The sequence below is a fragment of the Massilia sp. GCM10023247 genome (assembly GCF_042653325.1).
Lineage (GTDB): Bacteria > Pseudomonadota > Gammaproteobacteria > Burkholderiales > Burkholderiaceae_D > Telluria.
The window spans coordinates 78,318-103,157 of record NZ_JBHSIB010000009.1 but is presented as its reverse complement, the minus strand read 5'-3'; the positions used below and the strand labels follow the sequence as shown (position 1 = coordinate 103,157).

Sequence of the window (24,840 nt, the reverse complement as noted above, 5' to 3'; positions counted from 1 at the left end):
GGGGGTTGAAGGCCGAGAATAGTGCAATGCAGCAGAGGCAGCAAGAAGAACAATCAGGGTCGGAGTCGAATTAATGTCGCCGACCCATCCGCACTGCTTAATTAGGGACATAGTTAATCGGCGCGAAAAAACCGGGTTTTGCTCGTTCTAAATTCATATCAAGCAAGGCTTTACGGCAGAATATTGCGGACGGGCGCAAAGCCGTCGAGGCCGCTGCGCGGCCTTGATAGGGCAAGAGATCCGATGCAGCGCGCGGCGCCACATGACACGCGTTCAGTCCGCGGCGGCAGGCGGCGTCTTGAATGGGCGGCCGCGCTTGGCGGGCAGGATGCGGCGCTGGGTCTGCTGTTCGAGCTCGACTTTAAAAGCTTGTGAGCCGAGCGGCTGGCCACTGCGCACCGAGGCGGCGATCTGCTCCAGCTCGTCGGCGGCGATGCCCTGCTGCACCAGCTCGATATACGCGGCTTCGCGCTGGAAGGGCGTATTGCCCAGCGCCCAGAACAGCGCGTGGTCGACGATGGTGCCGTCCGCCTGCAGGCCGGCATGATGGGGATAACTCGACCAGCGGTAGGCGCCCGGCTCGACGGCCTGGCCTTCGCGCACCGGCGCCAGCTCGATGAAACGGCTGCACATCAGGAAATGGCGGTCGGGTGCAACGACGGCGGTACGGAAACGGCCCTCGAACAGCCCGCCGGCCCGCGCATATTTGTTGTTGTACCAGGGAACGTAGAAGCGGCCGAGCTTTTGCATCATCGCCGCCAGCCCCGCTTCGGTCTCGGGTGTGGCCAGCAAATGCAGCTGGGTCGGCAGCAGCGCGTAGGCGTGGATCGCGACCCGGTAGGATCGGCTCGCTTCCTTCAGCCAGCCGAGGAAGCGCTCGTAGTCTTCGGGTTCGCGGAAGATCAGCTGGCGGTCGTTGCCGCGCTGGACGATGTGGTGGGGCTGCTTGGGCAGGATCAGGCGGGGTTGGCGGGCCATGGGGTGCGTAAAATAGCGGCAATATGAGCTATTTTAGCGCAAGCCTGCGACCATGTCCCCGATTAATTTCAGCCTTGCGGATTTTGAGGTCGACTCTGTCCCGATTTGTAGGGTGGGCGCCCGAGTCCACCGCTGCGAACGCTCCATGGGCGCGGGAAAGTTTCGGGCTGGGCAGCGTTTACGCGTGGACTCGGGAGTCCACTCTACCCATCAAGCCAGCGTAAAGCCCGCCGACAGGCTGTAGCCCTCGCCATACGCGCTGCGCAGCGGCAACTCCTGCCCCAGCGCCGCGCGTGTTTTCTTGCGCAGGCGGTAGACCAGCATGTCGACCCGGCGGCTGGCGTCCGGATCGTCTCCTCCCATGCCGGCCACGATGGTGGCGCGCGGCACCGGGCGGGTGTTGATGGTCAACAGGTGCAGGAAATTAAACTCTTTTTCGGTCAAATCGATGACTTTGCCCATCAGCTCGAGCTGGCGTGCGCTCACGCGCAGGATCCACTTGTCCGGCAGCGGTGCCGGCTCGGTGGGTTTCACGCGCCGGCCCAGTGCCTCGATATGGGCGGCCAGTTCCGGGAACTTGATCGGCTTGGTCAAATAGTGGTCGGCACCCAGTTGCAGGCCGAGGATGCGGTTGTCGAACGCGACGCGTCCGGTCAGCACCAGCAAGCCGATTTCCGGGTACAGCTGGCGCATGCGCGGGATGACGGTAAAGCCGTCCTCGTCCGGCAGGCCGAGGTCGAGCACGACCACGGCGGCAGGCGTGCGCGTCAGGGCCGCCCACATGTCGGCGGCCGACGTGGCCACCGTCACTTCATGATCGAGCTCGCGCAGGAACTCGGCCATATCTCCTGCGTAATCGTCGTTGTCTTCAACAATCAGAATCTGCGTCATCGATTGGCCATCTTCTCTGTTTCAAATTGCCTGTCGGTGGTGGCAGGAAGTCCGGCGTCGGCGCGCGGCCGTGAACGCGGATGATTATCACTGTTGCACTGTTTTGGTGCAAGGGGTTTGGCGGCGCCCGCGACCGGCAGCCAGATGCGGAACTCGGCGCCGCCGCCCGCCGGGCTGACGAGGTTCAGCACGCCGCCGTGCACTTCCACGATCGAACGCGCCATGTACAGGCCCAGGCCGCTGCCCGGCAGGCCTTCGGCATTGCTGCAACGATAAAATTTCTCGAACACGCGCTCCTGTTCGCCGGGCGGCACGCCGGGGCCATGGTCGCGCACGCTCAATTCGAGGCCGCTGGCGGCCAGGCGCCCGCTGAAGGCGATCGTGGTGCTGCTGCCGGAATAGGCAATCGCGTTATCGACCAGAACTTTCAACGCCAGCCGCAGGCCTTCCGGATTGCAGCGCAGCGAATCCGGCAAGTCGTGCGTGCGGATGCTGGCGACGCGGCCGGCCGCGCGCACCTGGGCGGCGCCCTCTTCCAGTAGTTGACGTGGCGCAAGCGAGGTCGGCTGGCGTTCGCTGCCGATCCCGGCCATGCGCTCGGGCGACAGGTAATCGTCGAGCATGGCGATCAGGCGGTCGGTGGCCACGGCAATCTTGCGATACCGTGCGCGCCTGGCCTCGTCGACCTGGCTGCCGGTCGCTTCCAGGCGCTGGATGGCGCCGTCGATGGTCGACAGGGGTGTGCGGAACTCGTGGTTGAGCATGCTGGCGAAGCGCTTCTGCTCGGCTTCGCGCAAGCGCCGCGCCGACAGGTCGCGCACGATGCCGACCAGGGCCATGGGCGCGCCGCCGGCATCGCACATCAGCGAGGAAATGATTTCGACCGGGACCGGATAGCCGTGTGCACCGTGCAACTCGGTTTCGCGCACCAGCCGCAGGCGGCTGCGGTCGCCGGCGCGCAGGCGCCGTATGCGTTCCGGCAGGCCATTACACAGCGCGGCCAGCGGGCCGTCCGGCCGCAGGCTGGCCTTGACCTCGTCGGGCTTGTAACCAAGTAGCTGTTCAATGGAAGGACTCACGTAGCGCAGCTCGCCGCTGGCGCAGTCGATGCTGAAAGCGATGTCGCCGCCGATCTCGGCGATGACACGGAACTGCTCAGCCAGTTCCAGGCTCGCGCTGCCGGACCCGTTGTGCGCGCTGCGGTTCATCCAGACCCTTCCAGAAAATGTGGAAACGTGGCCGACTGGGGAGTGGCCGCAGCCAAGGAGTATATCGCCGTACACGCCTGTTTGTATAGGCGGCCTTACTGTAATGACAAGAAATTAAAGAAGCAGGAGAGGCAGATGCATCGAATATCGTCAGACAAGCCTGCATAGACACCGAATTCTATTCAGTTGACATAGACCGTCCCGGTCTTTTGCGCGCGCTTGGTTGTTACTTACGAGATATTGAACAGAATTCGGCGCCCTTGACGTGCACGCGCAACGGGCGGCGCTGGGCAGGGGAAATGGATCGGGAGCAGGGTTGGCGATCATGCCGGATCGTTGCATGAACGCGAAGGGGCCCGGCAGCTTGCGCCGCCGGGCCCCCTCGCCTGCCGCTGTCGCTTACTCTTCGAGCGGAGCGAAGATGGCTTGCAGGTCTTCCTGGGTCAGCGCCATCTTTTGCGACTCGCCTTCGGCCAGGATCGAGTTCGCCAGTTCCGACTTCTTCTGCTGCAGTTGCTGGATCTTCTCTTCCAGCGTGCCTTTCGCGATCAGTTTATAGACGAACACCGGCTTGTCCTGGCCGATGCGCCAGGCGCGGTCGGTCGCCTGGTTTTCGGCTGCCGGGTTCCACCACGGGTCGTAGTGGATGACGGTGTCGGCCGCGGTGAGATTGAGGCCGACGCCGCCCGCCTTCAGGCTGATCAGGAAGATCGGCACCGCGCCCTGCTGGAAGGCGGCCACTTGCGCCGAGCGGTCGCGCGTCTCTCCGGTAAGGATCGCGTAGCGGATGCCGCGCGCCGCCAGTTCCTCTTCGATCAGCGCCAGCATGCTGGTGAACTGCGAGAACACGAGGATCTTGCGGCCCTCTTCCAACAAATCGTCGACCATCTGCATCAGGTCGGTCAGCTTGGCGGAGATCGCGGCCGTGTTTTTCTTCGACGGCATCGCCTTCACCAGGCGCGGGTCGCAGCAGACCTGGCGCAACTTCAGCAACGCCTCGAGGATGACGATCTGGCTGCGCGCCACGCCCTTGCGGTCGATTTCCTCGCGCACCTTCTTGTCCATCGCCAGGCGCACGGTTTCGTACAGGTCGCGCTGCGGGCCGGTCAGTTCGACGCGGCGCACCATCTCCGTCTTTTCCGGCAATTCCTTGGCCACGTTGTCCTTCGTGCGGCGCAGCAGGAAGGGACGGATGCGGCGATTCAATAACATGCGCCGTACCGGGTCGTCCTGGCGTTCGATCGGATGGCGGAACTGGGTATTGAACGCCTTTTCCTCGCCCAGCAGGCCCGGCAGCAGGAAGTGGAATTGCGACCACAACTCGCCCAGGTGATTTTCCAGCGGGGTGCCGGTCAGGCACAGGCGGTGCCTGGCGTTCAGCGAGCCGGCCGTCTGCGCCGCTTTTGAGCGAGTGTTCTTGATGTAATGCGATTCGTCCAGGATCACCAGGTGATAATGGTGCTCGCGCAGCTTTTCCTCGTCGCGCGGCAGCAGCGCATAGGTGGTCAGCACGATGTCGGCCTGCTCGATCTGGTCGAACAGGTCCATCCGCTCCTTGCCCTGCAACAGCAACACTTTCAAACTCGGCGCAAAGCGCGCGGCCTCTTCCTGCCAGTTGGTCATCAGGCTGGTCGGCGCGATCACCAGCGCCGGGCTGGTCAGGCGGCCCGCTTCCTTTTCGGTCAGGATGTGCGCCAGTGTCTGCACGGTTTTACCGAGGCCCATGTCGTCGGCCAGGATGCCGGCAAGATCGTACTCGCGCAGGAACTGCATCCACGACAAGCCGTCGAGCTGGTAGTCGCGCAGGGTCGCCTGCAGGCCGCTTGGCGCCGCCACCTTTTTGACGGAACCGAACTGGCTCAGCTTGCGGCCGGTTTCGCGCAGCTGCTCGCCGCCGAACCAGCGCATCTCGACCCCGCGCGCCAGTTCCTCGAGGCGGCTGGCGTCGAGCGTCGACAGGCGCACCCGGTTCTTGATCTTGTCGTTGAAATATAGTTCGCCCAGCGTCGCGAGAATCGGTTTCACGCGCGCCCAGGGCAGGGCCACCCGTAATCCCTCGGGCAAGGTCGCCAGCATCTGGTCGGTTTCGCCGTGCGCGGCCAGCACCGCCGGGTCGAATTCGAGCGGCGCGTTGCGGATCAGTTGCACCAGCACCGGCAGCAGCGGCACGCGCTGGCGGTTGACCACGATGCCCAGCTCCAGCTCGAACCAGGCTTTACCGGCTTCTTCCGGTTCGTCGATCTCGGCATACCAGTCTTCGACCGGCACCACGTCGTAGCGGTACTTGTTCGATTTTTGCAGGTGCCAGCCGGCGTCCGACAGCACGTCGAGTTCGCCTTCGGCAAAGCGCAGCCAGGCCGCCTGGCTTTCCAGCTGCAGCGCGCCGGCCACGCCGGACAAGGGCGTGGTGGCAGGCTTGCGGAAGCCGAGTTCGCTAAGTTTATCCAGCGCTGCCGCCTCCGCCGCGGCATCGCGCGCGATGATCTCGGTGACGTCGCCGATCTGGCGCACCACACGCTGCGACGGATCGAAGGAGACGCGCTGGCCGTCGTAGTCGAACGAGAGCACGGCGAAATCGTGCCAGCGCTGGCTGCCGCCATCAGCAAGGGCGACCGCATCGAGTAACAGGAAGGGTTGCGGTTTGACGTCGTCGCGCAGGCGCTGGGTCAGCGGCTGCGGCAGCGGCATCAGTTCCTGCAGGCCATGCGCGAGCAGCAGTTGCGACACCCGCTTTTTATCGTTGCCGGTCAGCACAGGGGCTTGCGCCACCAAGGCTTGCAGTTCGGCCAGCGAAATGTCGACGCCGCCACGATTGAGTTCCAGCGGACCGCAGGACAGGTTGTCGATGTACCACGGCGGATCGGTCGGCAGCATGTAGTCGATCAGGTCGGCGCCGGGGTGGTTCGCGGCGCCGTTCGCCGGTTCCACCGACCAGCCCAGCTTGGCCGCCCGTCCCTCGTCGCGCCAGGCCAGGTTCGCCTGGCGGGTCGGACCGGCCTGCAGCGGATAGACCAGGCCGTTGGCCATGTCGGCCCAGGAGTTGGCCCACAGCAGCTTACCTTGGCGCAGCAGCAGGTCGAGCAGGATCGCGCCGACTTTGCCCTTCGGCTCGGTGGCGCTGGTGCTCTGCGAAGCACCGCTGCGCATGGCGATGAAGAAGCGTACCAGGTCCTCGTCTTCTCCCTCGAGGTAGGCCGGCGGCGCCGACAGCAGCGAAAACACCTCGTTGACCGGACTGGCGGCGGCCACCTCCCCGTTCGGGCGCAGGCGCGCCTTGCACAGGCAGACGGCCACGTGGCGCCCGCCGCTGGTCGGCGCCATCACATACACAAACTTGTACTGGGTTGCCTTCGGATCGGCGACTTCGACGGTCAGCTTTGGTTGCGGATGGGCAGCTGCTTCCACCCGTTGCAGCCAGGTCATCACCGGTGCGGGCAGTGCGGGCGCGCGTGCCGGCGTCGCCCGCGGTGCCGGGGCATCGCTTGCGTGTTCGCGTGGGTAATCAACTGTGTGCATTGGGTCCTTGAACCTGTATGAAAAAAAACAACAAACGACATTATCTCTCATACGGGCACTTCAGTTTTGTTCGTGATCGCACGTAGCTGAGAAATCTTTACAGTATGAAAGATCTCGACGCGTTCTTCCCACATTTCAGTTGGCGGCAGCCGGCACAGGGACTGGCACAATCCCTGCACTTCGGTATCATTGCCCGCCTGACTCACCTGATTCACGTGCTTCGAGCACGGACCTTTGCCCCATGCTGCCTTCTATCGAACAACGCCTCGCCCTCGAGCTCGCTGCCAAGCCGGCGCAAGTCGCCGCCGCCATCGCCCTGCTGGACGAAGGCGCCACCGTCCCCTTCATCGCGCGCTACCGCAAGGAAGCGACCGGCGGCCTCGACGACATCCAGTTGCGCCTGCTGGAAGAGCGCCTGCGCTACCTGCGCGAGCTGGAAGACCGGCGCGCGGCGATCATTGCCTCGATCACCGAGCAGAACAAGATGACGCCCGAGCTGCTCGAATCGATCGCGCTGGCCGAGGACAAGACGCGTCTCGAAGATTTATATCTGCCGTATAAACAGAAACGCCGCACCAAGGCCCAGATCGCGGTCGAAGCGGGGCTATCTCCGCTGGCCGACGCGCTGCTGGAAGACCCGACCCGCAATCCGGAACAAGAAGCATCCAACTACCTGCGCGAGGCGTTTGCGAATGCCGACGGCGTCAACAACCCGGGCGTGCCGGATACCAAGGCGGCATTGGACGGCGCGCGCCAGATCCTGATGGAGCGCTTTGCCGAAGACGCGACCCTGCTGCAGTCGCTGCGCGAATACGTGCAGGAGCACGGCGTGGTCGAATCGAAGGTGGTCGACGGTAAACAGGACGAAGGGGAAAAGTTCGCCGATTATTTCGATTATTCGGAGCCGCTGGCGACCGTGCCGTCGCACCGGGCGCTGGCCCTGATGCGCGGCAGGCGCGAAGGCATCCTCGACGTCGTGCTGCGCCTCGACACCGAGCCTGAAAAACCGAAGTGGGATGCGCCGCTCAATCCCTGCGAGTCGCGCATCGCCGCCCGCTTCGGCATCAAATCGCTGGGGCGCCCGGCCGACAAATGGCTGCTCGACACCGCGCGCTGGACCTGGCGCGTGAAAAGTTTCATGTACATCGAAACCGAGCTGATGGGCGCCCTGCGCGAGAAGGCAGAGCTCGATGCGATCAATGTCTTTGCGCGCAATCTAAAAGCGCTGCTGCTGGCGGCACCGGCCGGCCAGCGCGCCACCATGGGCCTCGACCCGGGCCTGCGCACGGGCGTGAAAGTGGCCGTGGTCGACGCCACCGGTAAAGTGGTCGACACCGCCACCATCTACCCGCACCAGCCGAGGAACGACTGGGACGGCTCCTTGCACGTGCTGGGCCAGCTGGCGGCAAAACACAACGTGTCCCTGATCTCGATCGGCAACGGCACCGCCTCGCGCGAGACCGACAAGCTGGCGCAGGACCTGATCAAGCAGCGCCCGGAACTGAAGCTGACGAAAATTGTCGTCTCGGAAGCCGGCGCCTCGGTGTATTCGGCCTCGGAATTCGCGTCGCGCGAGCTGCCCGACCTGGACGTGTCGATCCGCGGCGCGGTCTCGATTGCGCGCCGCCTGCAGGACCCGCTGGCGGAACTGGTGAAAATCGACCCGAAATCGATCGGCGTCGGCCAGTACCAGCACGACGTGTCGCAGACCCAGCTGGCGCGCTCGCTCGACGCCGTGGTCGAGGATTGCGTGAACGCGGTCGGCGTCGACGTCAACACGGCCTCGGCGCCGCTGCTGGCGCGGGTCTCGGGTTTATCGAGCAGCGTGGCGCAAAGCATCGTCAGCTACCGCGACATGAAGGGCGCATTTACCTCGCGTACGGCCTTGAAGGCGGTGCCGCGCCTGGGCGATAAAACCTTCGAGCAGGCGGCGGGCTTCCTGCGCGTGATGGGCGGCGAGAATCCGCTGGACGCGTCGGCGGTGCACCCGGAATCCTATCCGTTGGTGCAAAAAATCCTGGCCGACGTGAAACGCGACATGAAAGCCGTGGTCGGCGACAGCGCCCTGATCAAGACCTTGAACCCGGCGAAATACGCGGACGACAAGTTCGGCGTGCCGACCGTGACCGACATTTTAAAAGAGCTGGAAAAGCCGGGGCGCGACCCGCGTCCGGAATTCACGACGGCGACCTTCAAGGAAGGCGTGGAAGAGATCAGCGACCTGCGCCCGGACATGATCCTCGAAGGGGTGGTCACCAACGTGGCCGCGTTCGGGGCATTCGTGGATATCGGCGTGCACCAGGATGGGCTGGTGCACATCTCGGCGCTGTCGAACACGTTTGTGAAGGATCCGCATACGGTGGTGAAAGCCGGGCAGGTCGTGAAAGTGAAGGTGCTGGAAGTCGATCCGAAGAGGAAGCGCATTGCGCTGACCATGCGCCTGTCGGATGCGGCGCCGCAGCCGGGATCGAAGCCTGAGCAGCGCGGCGATCGCAACGATGCCAAGCGCCTGGGGCAGCATCAGCGCCAGGAACGGTCGGCGCCGAAGGCGGAGGCCGGCGGCGCGATGGCGGCGGCGTTTGCGAAGCTGCGCAAATAGAAAGAAACGACGTAGGGTGGCCGGCTTTGCCGTCCACGCGGCGATACGTGGCGCTGGCTAATCGATCCCTTCCCGGTATCGCGGCCGTACGCTGAACGCGTGGACGGGCAAGCCGTCCATCAGCCAAAAAACTGCGCCATTTCCGGTCCGCGTTTGACCATCACGCCGACGAAGTACAAGCCCAGGCAGGCCAGCCCGATGGTGTTCATGCGCTTTCTCGTCATCGACGGCTGGCCGGTCTTTTTCAGGTGCAGGGCGTCGCGCAGCAGCACCGCCGCATAGATCGCCAGCGCCGCCCCTTTCAGGAAGAAGCCGGGTTCACCGCCGCTCACGCCTTCGAACAGGTTGACGGCGCCGATCACGCCGAGCACGGCGGCCAGCACGAGGTTGAAGCCGGCCGACGGTCCGGCCTTGGGAGCTTGTTGCATGGCAGATTCCTGAAGAAGGACAGAAAAGAAAACGGGCGATGATACCGCAATCCCGGCGGGCCGCCCAAGCCGGCCGGCGCACCGCTGACGTGGATTTCTTATAGAATGGCGCCATCTATCCACATCATTCCTTACCGAAGGCGAAATCCCATGAGCGACGTACAAACCTGGATCAAAGACACCGTGACCAACACCCCGGTCGTGCTGTTCATGAAGGGCACCGCGCAGTTCCCGCAATGCGGCTTTTCGGGCCGCGCCATCCAGATCCTGAAAGCCTGCGGCGTCGATAACATCGCCACCGTGAACGTGCTGGACGATCCGGAAGTGCGCCAGGGCATCAAGGACTTCTCGAACTGGCCGACCGTTCCGCAACTGTACGTGAACGGCGAGTTCATCGGCGGCTCCGACATCATGAACGAGATGTACGAGTCGGGCGAACTGCAGGCGATGTTCAAGAAGTAATGACTGCCCATCGACCCCGCCGGATTGTCGTCGGCATCACCGGCGCGACCGGCGCGGTCTATGGCGTGCGCCTGCTGCAACGCCTTGCCGCCGTGCCCGGCGTCGAGAGCCACCTGGTGATCTCGGACGCCGCTTCCCTCACGCTGCACCAGGAGGTGGGCATGCAGCGGCGCGAGGTCGAGGCGCTGGCCCATGTCGTGCATAAAAACCGGGAAATCGGGGCGTCGATCGCCAGCGGCTCGTTCCAGACCGACGGCATGGTAATTGCGCCCTGCTCGATGAAGACCCTGGCTGCCGTGGCCCATGGCCTGGCCGACAACCTGGTCGCGCGCGCGGCCGACGTGATCCTGAAGGAACGCCGGCGCCTGATATTAATGGTGCGCGAAACGCCGCTGAACCTGGCGCACCTGCGCAATATGACGGCGGTCACGGAAATGGGCGGAATCGTGTTCCCGCCGCTCCCCAGCTTTTACCACCGACCCGCCAGCATCGACGAAATGGTCGACCACACGGTCGATCGCGTGCTCGACCTGCTCGGCATCGACAACGCCGCCGCGCCGCGCTGGCCGGGCATGCGCGCAGCGCCCACTGACTGAGCGCCTGGCGTATTCCCGACCCGGCGCTGATCAGCGCCGCATGTGGTGGTCGTTCTCTGCCTTCTTCAACTCTCTTGCTTCCTCCAGCATCCTGCGCTGGGCAATGCGCTTGCGCATCACCTCGGCGTGTTGAGCGGCCGTCATCGGCGGCGCGGTCATCAGTTCCTTCAGCTGGGCGGTGTTCATGTAGTTGCTTTTCATTGGCGGCACAATCCTCGGCTGTAAGACAGAACAATTATGCGCCAGTGTTGGCGTTTTGTATTGCCTAATTGTGAAGAAAGTTTGTAAGCAGAAAAGCAGAAACGACGAAGGATTTGGCTTACTTTGTGGGCGCTTGATGGTTGATTCGTACCAACATGCGGATGAACTCGCGCGCCAGTTGGCGGTGGTGCTCGTCGAGGCGCTGGAGGTCGGCGATCAGTTTGACATCGGCCGACTCGAAACGGGCGCTGGCGGCCTGCTCGCCCTGCTCGCCCGGCGTTTCCGAACCGCCGAAACGCAGCCAGTCGGCCGGCACGCCCAGCCATTGCGCGATCATGCGCAGCTTCTCCTGGGTCGGGATGGCTTCGCCGACCAGCCACTTGCGGGCCGCGTGCACGGTGATCGGCCGTCCTTCGAAACGAATGTTAAATTCGCGGGCCAGACGGGTTGGGCTATCCGGAGAGTAATGGGCGTTCTTGAGCGCTTGCTGGAGACGCTCACTAAAGCTCTCACGTTCGTTGGTGGAGTTCATAATGGCACTATTTCACGCTCGACCATAAATGTCAGTTGCTTGGCCGATAAGACCGTTTGTGACATTTGCAGCCTTCTACGTAACAAAGATGTGGAAATTGAAGAGATTTTTTGCGGCGTTTGCGAATCATGCCACAAAATTTCCGGTAAGTACGACTGTATCGTACTTATATCCATGCGGAAATATGTAACAGTGCGCGTGCGGGACACGCGCATCCGGTCGATTTACCCTTGAGTCGGGGCCGGGCAGGCTGGGGAAGCCCGCAAGAAATCCGGCTCTGGCCCGTCAGATCAGCTGGAAACGAATGATCCCGTCGACGCCAGTTACGCGCTCCAACATACCATCTTTCCAAAGTTTGTGCAGGTGCGCGAGTGCCTCGCCGAGGGCAAAACTGAGCTGGTGGGCGTCGAGCGGGCGGCGGAACATGATCGGCACGATGTCGACCGCGCTGCGTGGCGTACGGCAGGCCTCGACCACCTCGGCCAGGCGCGCCTCATGGTGCGCGCGCAGCTGGCCGATCCGGGTGTGCAGGCCGCGGAACGGGCGGCCGTGCGAAGGCAGCACCAGGGTGTCCTCGGGCAGGTCGCCAAACTTGTCCAGCGAATCGAGGTATTGTTGCAGCGGGTTGCCCTCCGGCTCGACGGCAAACACGGACACGTTGGTGGAAATGCGCGGCAGCACCATGTCGCCCGAAATCAATATCTTCAAGTCGTCCGAATACAGCGAGGCATGTTCGGGCGAATGGCCGAAGCCGGTGATCACGCGCCAGCGCGCCTGGCCGATGCGCACGGCCTGGCCGTCCTGGAGCCGGGTGTAGGCATCGGGCACGCTCGGCACCAATGAGGGATAGTAATTGCGGCGGCTGCGCATCTGCTCGAGCATGGCGGGGTCAAGCAGGCCGTGGCGCTCGAAATGCGGGATCGCCGAGGGTCCGTCGACGCCCGGCAGCGCGGCAGCCATCATGCGCGCGAAGCCGAACTCGCCGGCCGTCAGCCAGAACGGCGCCTTGAAACGTTCGCACAGCCAACCCGACAGGCCGACGTGGTCCGGGTGGCAGTGCGTGGCGAGCACGCGCAGCAGCGGCCTGCCAGCCATGGCGCCATTAAATATGCTTTCCCAGGCGGCGCGCGTGGGCTCGGTCGCGACACCGGTGTCGACGACGGTATAACCGCTGCGGCCTTCGCCTTCATCGTCCAGCAGCCACAGATTGATGTGGTCGAGCGCAAACGGCAAGGGCATGCGCAGCCAGTGCAGTCCGGGCGCGACCTCGCACACGGTCCCCGGCGCAGGCAAGGCGTCGCCGAAGGGATAGGTCAATTCGGACTCGAGCGGATTCATATGCAGGCAATCTTTCGTATTCGTGGCAAAGCGGGCGCGCTACAATGTGTTGACGTTGACGTAAACGGAAACACCCCAACAGCGATTCTAAGCGATTCACGCGATCTGTCACTTTTACCCCCTGCATTCATGGCCACGACCTACACCATCGCCGAGCTGGCGCGCGAATTCGACATCACCGCCCGCGCCATCCGCTTCTACGAAGACCAGGGGCTGCTCAGCCCGAGCCGCGAAGGCGTCGGCGGACGCAGCCGGGTATATACGCCGCGCGACCGCACCCGCCTGAAACTGACCTTGCGCGGCAAGCGCCTGGGCCTGACGCTGTCGGAAATCAAGAGTATCGTCGACATGTACGAGTCGCCCAGGGACACCACGGCCCAGATCAACCGCTTCCTGGGCGTGCTGGCGCACCAGCGCGAAACGCTGGAACAGCAGCGTGCCGACATCGACATGGCGCTGGAAGAAATTTCTGCTCATGAAGAAGAATGCCGTCGGCTGCTGGCCGATGGTCAGCCGCAACAGGCCGATAACGCCGCCTGAGCCGGCCGTGCAGGCACCGGCCACCGCTTGCTACTTGACGTTTACGTTAACGTCACACGCGAGTATGATGCTGAGAGCTAAATAACCCCGCCCACCGAGAGGACGACGACATGCTGCATCTTCCAGGCTTGACCTTTGACCATGGCGAAGACATCGCCGCGCTGCGCGAAGCAGTCCAACAGTTCGCCGCCAGCGAAATCGCGCCGCGCGCGGCGGAAATCGACCGCACCGACCAGTTCCCGATGGACCTGTGGAAGAAGATGGGAGAGTTGGGCCTGCTCGGCATCACCGTCGGCGAGGAATACGGCGGCGCCAACATGGGCTACCTGGCCCATATTGTCGCCATGGAAGAAATCTCGCGCGCATCCGCTTCGGTCGGCCTGTCCTACGGCGCCCACTCGAACCTGTGCGTCAACCAGATCAAGCGCAACGGCACCGAAGAACAAAAGCAGAAATACCTGCCCAAGCTGATCTCGGGCGAACATGTCGGCGCGCTGGCCATGTCCGAGCCGAACGCGGGCTCCGACGTCGTCAGCATGAAGCTGCGCGCCGACCTGAAGGGCGACCGTTATGTATTGAACGGCACCAAGATGTGGATCACCAACGGTCCGGACGCCGACACCCTGGTCGTCTACGCCAAGACCGACCTCGAGGCCGGCCCGCGCGGCATGACCGCCTTCCTCATCGAAAAGGGCTATAAAGGCTTTTCGATCGCGCAAAAGCTCGACAAGCTCGGCATGCGCGGCTCGCATACGGGCGAACTGGTGTTCCAGGACTGCGAAGTGCCGGTCGAGAACGTGCTGGGCGGCGTCGGCAAGGGCGTCAATGTCCTGATGTCGGGCCTGGACTTCGAGCGCACCGTGCTCTCCGGCGGCCCGCTGGGCATCATGTCGGCCTGCATGGATGCGGTGGTCCCGTATATCCATGAACGTAAACAGTTCGGCCAGGCGATCGGCGAATTCCAGCTGATGCAGGGCAAAATCGCCGACATGTACTCGACCATGATGGCCTGCCGCGCCTATGTGTATGCCGTCGGCCAGGCCTGCGACCGCGCCACCAACCCGGCCGCCGTGCGCGCCCTGCGCAAGGACGCCGCCGGCGCCATCCTGTACAGCGCCGAGAAGGCGACCTGGATGGCGGGCGAAGCGATCCAGACCCTGGGCGGCAACGGTTATATCAACGAATACCCGGTCGGCCGCCTGTGGCGCGACGCCAAGCTGTACGAAATCGGCGCCGGCACCAGCGAAATCCGCCGCATGCTGATCGGCCGCGAACTGTTTGGCGAGACGGCGTAATTTTTCGTGGGGTGGCCCGGCCACCCCACGACACCAGCGCGAGACGAACGATGACCCAGGTGACGTTCCCTAAACTGCTGTCTTCCCAGATAGCGTTCGACATCGCGCGCAGCATCCTCGACGGCTTCGACAAGCACTACCGGCTGTTCCGCGAAGCGAGCCAGGCCGCGCGGCGCCATTTCGAGCGCGCCGACTGGGCCACCGCCCAGGCCGCCGCGCGCGCGCGCATCGACTTCTACGACAAGCGGGTCCAGGAGGCGGTCGCCGTGCTGGAACACGCATACGCACCGGAAGACCTGGCCGACAGCGTCTGGCGTGAAATCAAACTGCATTACATCGGCCTGCTCTCGGGCCACAAGCAGCCGGAACTGGCCGAGACCTTTTTCAATTCGGTCAGCTGCAAGATCCTGCACCGCAGCTATTACCACAACGATTTTATATTCGTGCGCCCGGTGATCTCGACCGAGTACATCGAGACCGAGGAAGTGCTGCCGACTTACCGCGTCTACTACCCGGCGGCCGACGGCCTGCGCGTTGCCTTGCAACGCGTCGTCACCAATTTCCAGCTGCAGGTCCCGTTCGCCGACCTCGAGCGCGACGTGGCCCTGGTCGAAGCGCGCATGGTCGAACAATTCGGCCTCGACAAGGTCGAACCGAACCAGCAACTGCACGTCCTGTCGAACCTGTTCTTCCGTAACAAGGGTGCCTATATCGTCGGCCGCGCCGTCAACGGCGCACGCGAATACCCGTTCGTCATTCCTGTCCTGCACAAGCGCCATCGCGAACTGGTGCTCGACACGGTGCTGCTGGACGTCGAGCAGATCGTGATCCTGTTCTCTTTTACGCGCGCCTATTTTTTGGTCGACATGGAAGTGCCGTCGGCCTATGTCCAGTTCCTGCGCAACCTGATGCCACGCAAGCCGAGGAGCGAAATTTATACCGTGCTCGGCCTGCAAAAGCAGGGCAAGACGCTGTTTTACCGCGATTACCTGCAGCACCTGAAGCACAGCTCGGACCGGTTCCGGAGCGCGCCCGGCATCCGCGGCCTGGTCATGCTGGTGTTCGAACTGCCCTCCTTTCCCTATGTGTTCAAGGTGATCAAGGATTACTATCCGGCGCCGAAAGACACCACGCGCGCCCAGGTCAAGCAAAAATACCTGCTGGTCAAGCACCATGACCGCGTCGGCCGCATGGCCGATACGCTCGAGTATTCCGACGTCGCCTTTCCCTTGCACCGGTTCAGCGAGGAATTGCTGGCCGAACTGCGCCAGCACGCCCCTTCGCTGGTCGAGATCGAGGGCGAGCGCATCATCGTCAAGCACCTGTATATCGAGCGCCGCATGGTGCCGCTGAATCTCTACCTGGCCCAGGCCGAGCAAGCCGGCGACGAGGCCCTGCTCGAGCATGGCGTGCGCGAATACGGCAATGCGATCCGCGACCTGGTCGCCGCCAACATTTTTCCTGGCGATATGCTGTATAAAAACTTCGGCGTGACGCGCCAGGGCCGCGTCGTGTTTTACGATTACGACGAAATCGAATACCTGACCGACTGCCAGTTCCGCGACATTCCGCAGGCACGCAACGAGGAAGACGAACTGTCGGCCGAGCCCTGGTACCCGATCGGCAAGCACGACGTGTTTCCCGAACAATTCGGGCGTTTTCTTCTTGGAAATAAGAAGATCCGCCACCACTTCATGCAGCACCATGCGGAACTATTGGATCGCGCATGGTGGCAGGCGCACAAGGACCGTATCCTGGCCGGCGAAGTGGCCGATATTTTTCCGTACCCGCAACACATCCGTTTTCATCCGATCAATACCCCGGCGCTGCATCCCTGAACACAGCGCCATCTTTTGGAGACTTACCCATGAATGATCCAGTCGTTATCGTTGGCGCCGCCCGTACCCCGATGGGCGCCTTCCAGGGCGATTTTTCCTCGAAAACGGCGAGCGACCTCGGTGCGGTGGCGATCAAGGCCGCGGTCGAGCGCGCCGGCGTCGATGCGCAATCGGTCGAGCATGTCTACTTCGGTAACTGCCTGATGGCCGGCCAGGGCCAGGCCCCGGCGCGCCAGGCGCTGATCAAGGCCGGCCTGCCGTTGTCGACCGGCGCCGTGACCCTGTCGAAAATGTGCGGCTCGGCCATGCAGGCGGCCATCTTCGCCCACGACCAGCTGGTCGCCGGCAGCGCCGACATCGTCGTCGCCGGCGGCATGGAGTCGATGACGAATGCGCCCTACCTGATCCCGAAAGCGCGCGGCGGCTACCGCATCGGCCACGCGCCGATGTTCGACCACATGATGTACGACGGCCTGGAAGACGCCTACTCGCGCAACGAAAAGACGGGTGAGGGCCGCTCGATGGGCACCTTTGCCGAAGAGTGTGTGGCCACTTACCAGTTCTCGCGCGAAGACCAGGACAATTTCGCGATCACCTCGGTGAAACGCGCCCAGGCCGCCAACAACGACGGCTCCTTCGACTGGGAAATCGCCCCGGTCAGCGTGGCCACCCGCACCGGCGAACTGCTGGTCGAGAAGGACGAAGGCCCGATGAAGGCGAAGATCGACAAGATCCCGTCGCTGAAGCCGGCGTTCAAGAAGGAAGGCACCGTCACGGCCGCCTCGTCCTCGTCGATCAACGACGGCGCCGCGGCACTGGTCATGATGCGTGAATCGAAGGCCAAGGAGCTGGGCCTGACCCCGATCGCCCGCGTCATCGGCCACGCCACCCACGCCCAGGAACCGAACCTGTTCACCACCGCCCCGATCGGCGCGATGCACAAGCTGTTCAAGAAGACCGGCTGGACGGCGGGTGACGTCGACCTGTTCGAGATCAACGAGGCGTTTGCCGCGGTGCCGATGGCCGCCATGCGCGACCTCGGCATCCCGCACGACAAGGTCAACATCCACGGCGGCGCCTGCGCGCTGGGCCACCCGATCGGCGCCTCGGGCGCGCGCATCGTCGTCACCCTGCTGGGCGCCCTGAAGAAGACCGGCGGCAAGCGCGGCGTGGCCTCGCTGTGCATCGGCGGCGGCGAAGCGACCGCGATGGCGATCGAGATGGTGTAAGCGTTGCGCTAACCCGTAGGGTGGACGGCTGCGCCGTCCACGCGTTCAACCACCGTAAGAATAGCCGTATACGATTGCATACGCGCGTTGGACGCGTGGACGTCATTTCAGCCATTGACCGAAACGACCCCGTCCACCCTACGCATGCCTTGCACATACCCTAACGGAGCCAAGATCATGCCAACCGCCCTCATCATCGGCGCCTCGCGCGGCATCGGCCACGAACTGGCGCGCCAATACCGCGCCGACGGCTGGCGCGTGATCGCCACCGCCCGTCAGCAACAAGACCTCGACGCACTGGCCGACATGGGCGCCGAGCCGCATGCGCTCGACGTCAACAAGCTCGAAGCCATCGCCGGCCTCGGCTGGAAACTCGACGACGAAAAGCTCGATGGCGCCTGGCTGGTCGCCGGCCTGTACGGGCCGCGCCACGACGGCTTTCCGACCGAGGACGAATTCGACACCGTGATGCACACGAATGTGCTGGCTGCGATGCGCCTGCTGCCGATCGTGGCGCCCCTGCTGACCTCGACGCGCGGAAAACTCGGCGTGCTGTCCTCGCGCATGGGCTCGATCGGCGGGCGCCTCCACCCGAACGCCTCGCTCTACCGCGCCAGCAAGGCGGCGCTGAACTCGGTGCTGCGCGACACCGCGCTCGCCTACGGCCCGCAGGGCGCGACCTGCATCGCCTTCCACCCGGGCTGGGTCCAGACCGACATGGGCGGCGCCGGCGCCGACATCACGGTCGAGCAGAGCGTGCGCGACATGCGCACCACGCTGGCCCAGGCCGGGCCGGATGCGAACGGCAGTTTCCTGAACCACGACGGCACGCCCATCCCCTGGTAAGCCAATCACACAACAACGAGACACCATGATCCTGACCGAAGAACACCAGATGATCCGCGACGCCCTGCGCAGCTATGCCCAGGAGCGCCTGGCGCCGAACGCCGCCCGCTGGGACAAGGAACATTATTTTCCGAAAGACGAGCTCAAGGAGCTGGCCGGCCTGGGCGCCTTTGGCGTGGCCGTGCCCGAGCAGTACGGCGGCGCCGGCCTCGATTACGTGTCGCTGGCGCTGGTGCTGGAGGAAATCGCGGCCGGCGACGGCGGCACCTCGACCATCATCTCGGTCAACAACTGCCCGGTCTGCTCGATCGCGATGATGTACGCCAGCGAAGAACAAAAGCAGCAATGGCTGGTACCGCTGGCGCGCGGCGAGATGCTGGGCGCCTTTGCCTTGACGGAACCGCATACCGGCAGCGACGCCGCCGCCCTGCGCACCACGGCCACCCGCGATGGTGACGACTACGTGATCAACGGCACCAAGCAGTTCATCACCAGCGGCAAGTACGGCGATGTCGCCATCGTCATGGCCGTCACCGATAAAGCGGCCGGCAAGAAGGGCATCAGCGCCTTCTGGGTGCCGACCGATACCCCCGGCTATATCGTCGCCGGCCTGGAACAGAAGATGGGCCAGCATTCGTCGGACACGGCGCAGATCGTGTTCGACAACTGCCGCATCCCGGCGCGCAACCTGATCGGCGAAAAAGGCATGGGCTATAAAATCGCCCTGTCGGGACTGGAGGGCGGGCGCATCGGCATCGCCTCGCAATCGGTCGGCATGGCGCGCGCCGCCTTCGAGGCCGCCCTGGCCTATGCCAAGGAACGGACCAGTTTTGGTAAAGCGATCTTCGAGCACCAGTCGGTCCAGTTCCGCCTGTCGGAAATGGCGATGCAGATCGAGGCGGCGCGCCAGTTGATCCTGCATGCGGCCTCGATGAAGGACGCGGGATTACCCTGCCTGAAGGAAGCGGCGATGGCGAAACTGTTCGCCTCGGAGATGGCCGAACGGGTGGTATCGAACGCGATGCAGGTGTTCGGCGGCTACGGCTATGTCGCCGATTTCCCGATCGAACGCATCTACCGCGACGTGCGCGTCTGCCAGATCTACGAGGGCACCAGCGACATCCAGAAAATCCTGATCGCGCGCGCGCTGTGAACGCCTCCAGCCAGGTCATCCGCCCCGTCGCGCGGGAAGACCTGCCTGCCCTGTTCGTCTACCTCGACGACCACCTGCGCGACAACGGCCGCAACGGCATGCCGCTGTTCCAGCCGATGGCGCGTGCCGAGTCGTTCTTCCCGGTCGAGCGGCGCGCCAGTTTTGTCACCGGCATGCTGGCGCCGGTCGGGGAGCCGGGCTGGCGCCGCTCCTGGATGGCGCTCGACGCGCACGGCTACATCTGCGGCCATGTCGACCTGCGCGCGCGCCCGGAACGGGCGGCCCGCCACCGCTGCCTGCTCGGCATGGGCGTGCACCGCGACCATCGCCGCCACGGCCTCGGCGCGCGCCTGCTCGACACCGCGCTCGGCTGGGCACGCGCGCAACCCGGCATCGACTGGGTCGACCTGGAGGTCATGTCGAACAACCTGCCGGCGCGCCGTCTCTACGAGCGCAGCGGCTTTGCGTTCGCGGGGGAGATCCCCGACCTGTTCCGCATCGATGGCGAGCAGTACGGCTATGTGTTCATGAACCACCGGCTGTAAGGCGGCAGCGAAGGCCGGCGGCGGGCTTTACCGGATGCCGTAATCGAGGTCGACGACATAGGCCATCTCGCAGGGTTTGCCGCGGCAGCTGGCCGGCTTGTATTTCTGCACCATCATGGTGGTCGATACGTAGCGGGCCAGTTCCGGGTTGCTGGCAGCATACACGTTCGCCTGTTTTGGTTTTCCGTCCGCACCGACCACGACCATGACGCGCGCGCTGCCATGGATGCCGTCGAGCTTTTCGGTCAGCCGCAGCACGGTATCGTAGAGCTCCCAGCCGCCATTCAAGGGGTAAGGCGGGTCGTCGCCCCGTTCGAGCGCGGGATAGGTGGCGCGCAGCCTGTTTTTCTGTTGCTCGCTCAGCTCTTCCCATTTCGCACGCGGCGGCAGGAAACTGCTGGCACGCTCGCTTGGCAGGTGCGAGCCGACCATGGCGCGCTGACTCCGGAACTGGTGCGCGGCGTGTCAGCGGTCCTGATGATCCAGAAATACAAGCCGGCAATGTGCCGCGGCGAACCCTGCGAGATGGTGTACCCGATTCACTTCAGTTTCGGCATCAAGGACTGAGCAGCCGGCTAGCTGACCGCCGGCTCGAGCAGCGTCACCGTCTGCCGTTCGGTGTCGAGCCTGGCGCGCAAGCCCATCGGAATGGTGAACTGGTTGCGGATGTGACCGATCGAGTAACCCGTCACCGCCGGGATCGACAGCGGCTGCAAGTGGATATCCAGGGTCTGGTCGAGCGTGAGCGAGATGTCTTCGTGCTCCGGCCCGCAGCCCTCGCAGATGCCGATGATGACGCCCGCCGCCTTGGCCAGGCCGACCGATAAATCGAGCTGGGTCATCCAGCGATCGATCCGGTAAGGCGCTTCGTTGACTTCTTCCAGGAACAGGATGCTGCCCTTGAAATCGGCGGCATACGGCGTGCCGGCCAGCGCCGCCACCATGCTCAGGTTGCCGCCCATCAGGGGACCGGTGGCGACGCCGCCGTGCACGGTGCGCATGCCGAAATGGGGCGCCTCGCGCGCACGCCGGCTGTTGTCCAGGGCCATCGGGATCGTGTACTCGGGCTGCGGGTCCTGCAGCACGGCCAGCATGTGCTCGATCGAATAATCGGTCATCGTCGACGAGGCCACCGGGCCATGGAAGCTGACCAGACCGGCGTGCTTGTGGAGCGCCAGGTGCAGGGCCGTGATGTCGGAATAGCCCAATAGAATCTTCGGGTTGGCGCGGATCAGCGCGTAGTCAATATGCGCCAGCAGCGAGATGCAGCCGGAGCCGCCGCGGATCGGCCAGATCATCCTGATCTCGGGGTCGGCGAAGGCCGCGTGCAGGTCGAGCAGGCGCTGGTGCACGGTGCCGGCATAGTTGCCGTTCACTTCGCGCAAAAACGCCCCTTCGCGCACACGCAGGCCCAGCCTTTCGATGTTGCTTCTCGCCTTGGCGATCGATTTTTCGGTGGTGTAGCCGCCCGGGGCGATCAGGGCAACGGTATCGCCGGGCGCCAGGCGCGGTGGTTTGAGCAGGGATGTCATGCGGGTGCGTTTTCTGGAAACCGGCCGGCGCGGGGCGGCCGGCGCCGTTGCCGGCAGCAGCAGGCCGGCGGCAAGCAGCGCAGCGAAGCTGCGGCGGCTGATCGTGGGGTGGTGGGGCATCAGGCGTCGATTGTCCGATAAAAAAACGGCCCGCGGTGCCGAAGGTGTTGCCTTCGGCAGCCGCGGGCCGCCTCATATTACGCGACAGTTACACGAGCAGATCAGAAGAACTTGTACGTGAGGCTGAGGGTGTAGGCACGGCCGCGCGGGTCGGCCACGCGCGGATCCCAGCCGGCACCGACCACGTCATCCACGTTGTGCGCGGTGAACGGCGGGTCGCGGTCGAACAGGTTCTGGATACCGAAGGTGATCGACGTATTCTTGAAGCCTTTATACGTGGTCGCCATGCCGAAGCGGGTATAGCTGGCGACGTCCGGATCGAAACCGGCCGGCGGCGTGCCCTTGCCCGCGTTCGGCAATTGATCCTTGTAGCCCGAGGCGTAGTTGTTGCTCACCAGGACGTTCCAGTCGCCACGGCTCATGCTGAAGGTGGCGCTGTGCTTCCAGCGCAGGTACAGGTCGCGCGTGAAGAACTGGCCGACATATTCCTTGTACGGCTGGCCCGGGATCTCGGCGAACTTGAAGCTGTCGGTCCAGGTGCCGTCGAGGCTGGCGTTCCACTTCCAGCCATCGCTGAACTTGCCGTCGCCGCGCAGGCCGACGTCGATGCCGCGGGTCTTGGCGCCGGCCGCGTTGATCCAGCCGGCCTGGACGTACTCGATGGTGCCGTCCGCATTGCGGATGATGTTGCCGGCCAGCGCTTCCGGATTCTGCAGCACGATGCTGGCGCTGCGGTTCAGGATGCGGTCCTTCATGTTGATCGCCCACCAGTCGAGCGATGCCGAGAAGCCCTTGAACGGCTCGACGACGATACCGAGGGTGCCCTGCTTCGAGGTTTCCGGCTTCAGGTTCTGGTTGCCGCCCGACTTGAACTCGAAGCGTTCCGGTGCGCAGAAGCGGACGTCGCCAGGGTGCTTCGCGCAGCCGACCGAGTCGATCACGCCGCTGGACAATTCGCCGTCGAGCGAGCCGGTGTAGAGCTGCACGAAGCTCGGCGCCAGGAAGCCTTTATTGGCCGAACCGCGCAGCAGCAGCCAGTTGGCCGGCTGGTAGCGGAAGGCGACTTTCGGATTGGTGGTGGAGCCGATCACGCTGTAATCGTCGCGGCGCACGGCCAGCTGCAGTTCCAGGTCCTTGGTGACCGGCACGATCATCTCGGCAAACAGCGCCTTGACGTCGCGCGTGGCCTTCGGCAGGTTGGCATTGCCCGGCGCCAGCAGGATCGGCTCGGCGGCCACGTCCTGGGTGTACAGGTAGCTCTCGCGGCGGAAGTCGAAGCCGGCCGCCATCGCGACCGCGCCGGCCGGCAGCTGGAACACTTCGCCGGAGAGGGTACCGTCGACCTGGGTCAGCGTGGTCTTGCCGGTCTGGAAGGCGCCGCGGTACTTGGTGCGCTCGATCGCGTCCATCGCCGCCTGGGTCTGGCTGCCGTCGAGCGACCACGGGTTGACGATGCCGCTGCCCAGTACGTCGTAGAAGTCGCGGGTGTTGACATAGCCGTCGAGCAGGTCCATGTGGGTCGTGCTCTGCGCCTTCGAGACGCCGAACTTGTAGTCCCAGTCCTTGACGGTGCCTTCGAAGCCGACCAGCACGCGCGCGCTTTCCGTGTCGTTCTGCTGGGTGCGGTTACCGACCGGGTTGGCGCGCCACTTGTAAATGATCGGCAGGTTGCGGTTGAAGGTCGGGATGAAGGCCGACAAGTCCTGGTAGTAGGGGCCGCCGACCGGGTAGGCGTTGCGGTTGGCCAGCGAGGTCGAGATCTGGGCCGGGGTCAGGATCGAGATGACTTCCGAGCGCGAACCGATCGCCTCGACGAACATCGTGTGGTTCGGCGCCAGCTTGTAGCTGCCGCGCAGCAGCAGGTTGGCCTGCTCGGACGGCGACTGCATCACGTAGTCGGCACCGTAGTCATAGGCGCAGGAATAGGTCGAACGCAGCGGCGAAGTGACATCCTTCCACAGCGCGGTCTGGTACTGCGACATGCCTTCGACGCTGTCGCACTTGCCCTGGAAGCTCAGCGGGTTGGCCTGCAGATAGGTGTTCGGGTCGTCCGGGCGCTTGAAACCGGTACCGAGCGCGGTACCGGCGCCGGTCAGCTGGTTGGCGTAGGGCGTGCCGGTGGTGTCCGGCGACAGGCCACGCGCCGGCTGGAAACCGTTGGCGAAGTCGCGCTGGCGCGATTCGAGCTTCTCGTTCTTGGTGAACGAGACCGTGCCCATGATGTTAAAACCGTCCTCGTCCAGGTTGCCGTGGCCGACGATCAGCGAGCCGCGGTGGATGTTGCCGCCGCCGGCTTCGGTGACGTTGGTGTAGGCCGAGGCTTCGGCGCCCTCGTAATCGGATTTCAGGATGATGTTCATCACGCCACCGATCGCATCGGTGCCGTAGATGGCGGAAGCGCCGTCCTTCAGGATTTCGATGCGGGCAATCGCCGCCATCGGGATCGAGTTCAGGTCGACCGCCTTGCCGCTGCGGCCGTGGGTCGGCGCGCGGCGGCCGTTGATCAGCACCAGCGTGCTGTTCGGGCCGAGGCCGCGCAGCGAGGCGAACGAGGCGCCGCCGCTGACGCGGTCGGCGTCGGGGCCGAACACGTTATTGCCCGACGTCGGGTTGTCGACGCCGGTGCCGTTCGCCGAGATCACGCTCATCAGCTGCTCGGCCGAGGTGATGCCCTGCTTCTGGAGCGTGTCGAAGGTGATGACCTGGACCGGCAGTGCGCCTTCCTTGGCGACGCGCTTGATGCTGGAACCCGTAACTTCGACGCGTGCCATCGGGGTGCTTGGTTGTGCGTCCTGGGCAACCGCCGGGGCGACGACCCCAATCAGGGCAATCAGGTGTGCTAGCTTCTTTAACTTCACGCGTCTCTCCTAAGGTTTCGGGCGATCTTGAATGGTGCGGCAAATGCGTCGCTTTGGCCTGCCTTAAGTCCTTACATTAAGGTAATTACATTAAGGCATGGTTTTTTGAGAGTACGCCTGGCCCCGGGCGTCATC

Annotated in this window: 22 protein-coding genes; 11 read left to right on the top strand and 11 right to left on the bottom strand. The window is 64.1% G+C overall.

The annotated features are described in order from the left end of the window. Positions 1-273 precede the first annotated feature (273 nt). From ACFPAH_RS08370 to ACFPAH_RS08355, 4 genes are all read right to left on the bottom strand, one after another. Positions 274-978: a transposase gene (locus ACFPAH_RS08370; protein ID WP_379743525.1), complete on the bottom strand. Its 705-nt coding sequence runs from the start codon at positions 976-978 to the stop codon at positions 274-276. A gap of 210 nt (positions 979-1,188) precedes the next feature. Next, positions 1,189-1,869: a response regulator transcription factor gene (locus ACFPAH_RS08365; RefSeq protein ID WP_379743522.1), complete on the bottom strand. Its 681-nt coding sequence runs from the start codon at positions 1,867-1,869 to the stop codon at positions 1,189-1,191. After that, a complete protein-coding gene (locus ACFPAH_RS08360; protein WP_379743519.1) occupies positions 1,866-3,077 on the bottom strand; it encodes a PAS domain-containing sensor histidine kinase in 1,212 nt (403 codons plus the stop codon). The genes ACFPAH_RS08365 and ACFPAH_RS08360 overlap by 4 nt, the downstream gene beginning before the upstream one ends. Before the next feature lie 399 nt (positions 3,078-3,476). Beyond that, entirely contained in the window at positions 3,477-6,593 is a 3,117-nt protein-coding gene (locus ACFPAH_RS08355) for a DEAD/DEAH box helicase (protein WP_379743516.1), read from the bottom strand. Between the two features lie 241 nt (positions 6,594-6,834). Between ACFPAH_RS08355 and ACFPAH_RS08350 the strand changes: the two genes are divergently transcribed. Continuing rightward, on the top strand, positions 6,835-9,192 hold the full coding sequence (locus ACFPAH_RS08350) for a Tex family protein (protein ID WP_379743513.1): 2,358 nt from the start codon (positions 6,835-6,837) through the stop codon (positions 9,190-9,192). A gap of 119 nt (positions 9,193-9,311) precedes the next feature. On the opposite strand, the gene ACFPAH_RS08345 is transcribed toward ACFPAH_RS08350, so the two are convergent. Next, a complete protein-coding gene (locus ACFPAH_RS08345; RefSeq protein WP_379743510.1) occupies positions 9,312-9,620 on the bottom strand; it encodes a hypothetical protein in 309 nt (102 codons plus the stop codon). 150 nt (positions 9,621-9,770) lie between these two features. Here ACFPAH_RS08345 and grxD point away from each other — a divergent pair, with 150 nt between their 5' ends. Then, a complete protein-coding gene (grxD, locus tag ACFPAH_RS08340; protein WP_379743507.1) occupies positions 9,771-10,082 on the top strand; it encodes a Grx4 family monothiol glutaredoxin in 312 nt (103 codons plus the stop codon). Next, positions 10,082-10,678: a UbiX family flavin prenyltransferase gene (locus ACFPAH_RS08335; protein ID WP_379743504.1), complete on the top strand. Its 597-nt coding sequence runs from the start codon at positions 10,082-10,084 to the stop codon at positions 10,676-10,678. Before grxD ends, ACFPAH_RS08335 begins: the two co-directional genes overlap by 1 nt. Before the next feature lie 30 nt (positions 10,679-10,708). Here the strand turns inward: ACFPAH_RS08335 and ACFPAH_RS08330 are convergent, their stop codons facing one another. From ACFPAH_RS08330 to ACFPAH_RS08320, 3 genes are all read right to left on the bottom strand, one after another. Beyond that, positions 10,709-10,879: a hypothetical protein gene (locus tag ACFPAH_RS08330; protein ID WP_379743501.1), complete on the bottom strand. Its 171-nt coding sequence runs from the start codon at positions 10,877-10,879 to the stop codon at positions 10,709-10,711. A 118-nt stretch (positions 10,880-10,997) separates the two neighbouring features. Continuing rightward, on the bottom strand, positions 10,998-11,411 hold the full coding sequence (locus ACFPAH_RS08325) for a hypothetical protein (RefSeq protein ID WP_379743498.1): 414 nt from the start codon (positions 11,409-11,411) through the stop codon (positions 10,998-11,000). Between the two features lie 285 nt (positions 11,412-11,696). Beyond that, a complete protein-coding gene (locus ACFPAH_RS08320) occupies positions 11,697-12,749 on the bottom strand; it encodes an MBL fold metallo-hydrolase (protein ID WP_379743495.1) in 1,053 nt (350 codons plus the stop codon). 129 nt (positions 12,750-12,878) lie between these two features. Between ACFPAH_RS08320 and ACFPAH_RS08315 the strand changes: the two genes are divergently transcribed. From ACFPAH_RS08315 to ACFPAH_RS08285, 7 genes are all read left to right on the top strand, one after another. Further along, positions 12,879-13,289 (top strand): MerR family transcriptional regulator, encoded by a 411-nt coding sequence (locus ACFPAH_RS08315; protein WP_379743492.1) that lies wholly within the window; start codon positions 12,879-12,881, stop codon positions 13,287-13,289. A 110-nt stretch (positions 13,290-13,399) separates the two neighbouring features. Next, on the top strand, positions 13,400-14,584 hold the full coding sequence (locus tag ACFPAH_RS08310; RefSeq protein WP_379743490.1) for an isovaleryl-CoA dehydrogenase: 1,185 nt from the start codon (positions 13,400-13,402) through the stop codon (positions 14,582-14,584). 50 nt (positions 14,585-14,634) lie between these two features. Continuing rightward, positions 14,635-16,422, top strand: a complete 1,788-nt coding sequence (gene aceK / locus ACFPAH_RS08305) for a bifunctional isocitrate dehydrogenase kinase/phosphatase (RefSeq protein ID WP_379743487.1) — start codon at positions 14,635-14,637, stop codon at positions 16,420-16,422. A gap of 29 nt (positions 16,423-16,451) precedes the next feature. Beyond that, a complete protein-coding gene (locus ACFPAH_RS08300) occupies positions 16,452-17,651 on the top strand; it encodes an acetyl-CoA C-acyltransferase (RefSeq protein ID WP_379743484.1) in 1,200 nt (399 codons plus the stop codon). Positions 17,652-17,828: 177 nt separating this feature from the next. Beyond that, positions 17,829-18,497 carry an SDR family oxidoreductase gene (locus tag ACFPAH_RS08295; protein WP_379743481.1) on the top strand — a complete coding sequence of 223 codons (669 nt, stop codon included), beginning with the start codon at positions 17,829-17,831 and terminating at the stop codon, positions 18,495-18,497. A gap of 25 nt (positions 18,498-18,522) precedes the next feature. Beyond that, on the top strand, positions 18,523-19,650 hold the full coding sequence (locus ACFPAH_RS08290) for an acyl-CoA dehydrogenase family protein (RefSeq protein ID WP_379743478.1): 1,128 nt from the start codon (positions 18,523-18,525) through the stop codon (positions 19,648-19,650). Then, entirely contained in the window at positions 19,647-20,195 is a 549-nt protein-coding gene (locus ACFPAH_RS08285; RefSeq protein ID WP_379743475.1) for a GNAT family N-acetyltransferase, read from the top strand. The genes ACFPAH_RS08290 and ACFPAH_RS08285 overlap by 4 nt, the downstream gene beginning before the upstream one ends. A gap of 27 nt (positions 20,196-20,222) precedes the next feature. Here ACFPAH_RS08285 and ACFPAH_RS08280 read toward each other — a convergent pair whose 3' ends face one another. Then, positions 20,223-20,627, bottom strand: a complete 405-nt coding sequence (locus ACFPAH_RS08280; RefSeq protein WP_379743472.1) for an energy transducer TonB — start codon at positions 20,625-20,627, stop codon at positions 20,223-20,225. On the opposite strand from ACFPAH_RS08280, the gene ACFPAH_RS08275 reads away from it, so the two are divergent. Then, positions 20,613-20,762 carry a hypothetical protein gene (locus ACFPAH_RS08275; protein ID WP_379743470.1) on the top strand — a complete coding sequence of 50 codons (150 nt, stop codon included), beginning with the start codon at positions 20,613-20,615 and terminating at the stop codon, positions 20,760-20,762. The two genes, ACFPAH_RS08280 and ACFPAH_RS08275, sit on opposite strands and share 15 nt — an antisense overlap. Positions 20,763-20,770: 8 nt before the next feature. On the opposite strand, the gene ACFPAH_RS08270 is transcribed toward ACFPAH_RS08275, so the two are convergent. Both ACFPAH_RS08270 and ACFPAH_RS08265 read right to left on the bottom strand, forming a co-directional pair. After that, positions 20,771-21,847: a S66 peptidase family protein gene (locus tag ACFPAH_RS08270; protein WP_379743467.1), complete on the bottom strand. Its 1,077-nt coding sequence runs from the start codon at positions 21,845-21,847 to the stop codon at positions 20,771-20,773. A 101-nt stretch (positions 21,848-21,948) separates the two neighbouring features. After that, positions 21,949-24,705 carry a TonB-dependent receptor gene (locus tag ACFPAH_RS08265; protein WP_379743464.1) on the bottom strand — a complete coding sequence of 919 codons (2,757 nt, stop codon included), beginning with the start codon at positions 24,703-24,705 and terminating at the stop codon, positions 21,949-21,951. Positions 24,706-24,840: the final 135 nt, after the last annotated feature.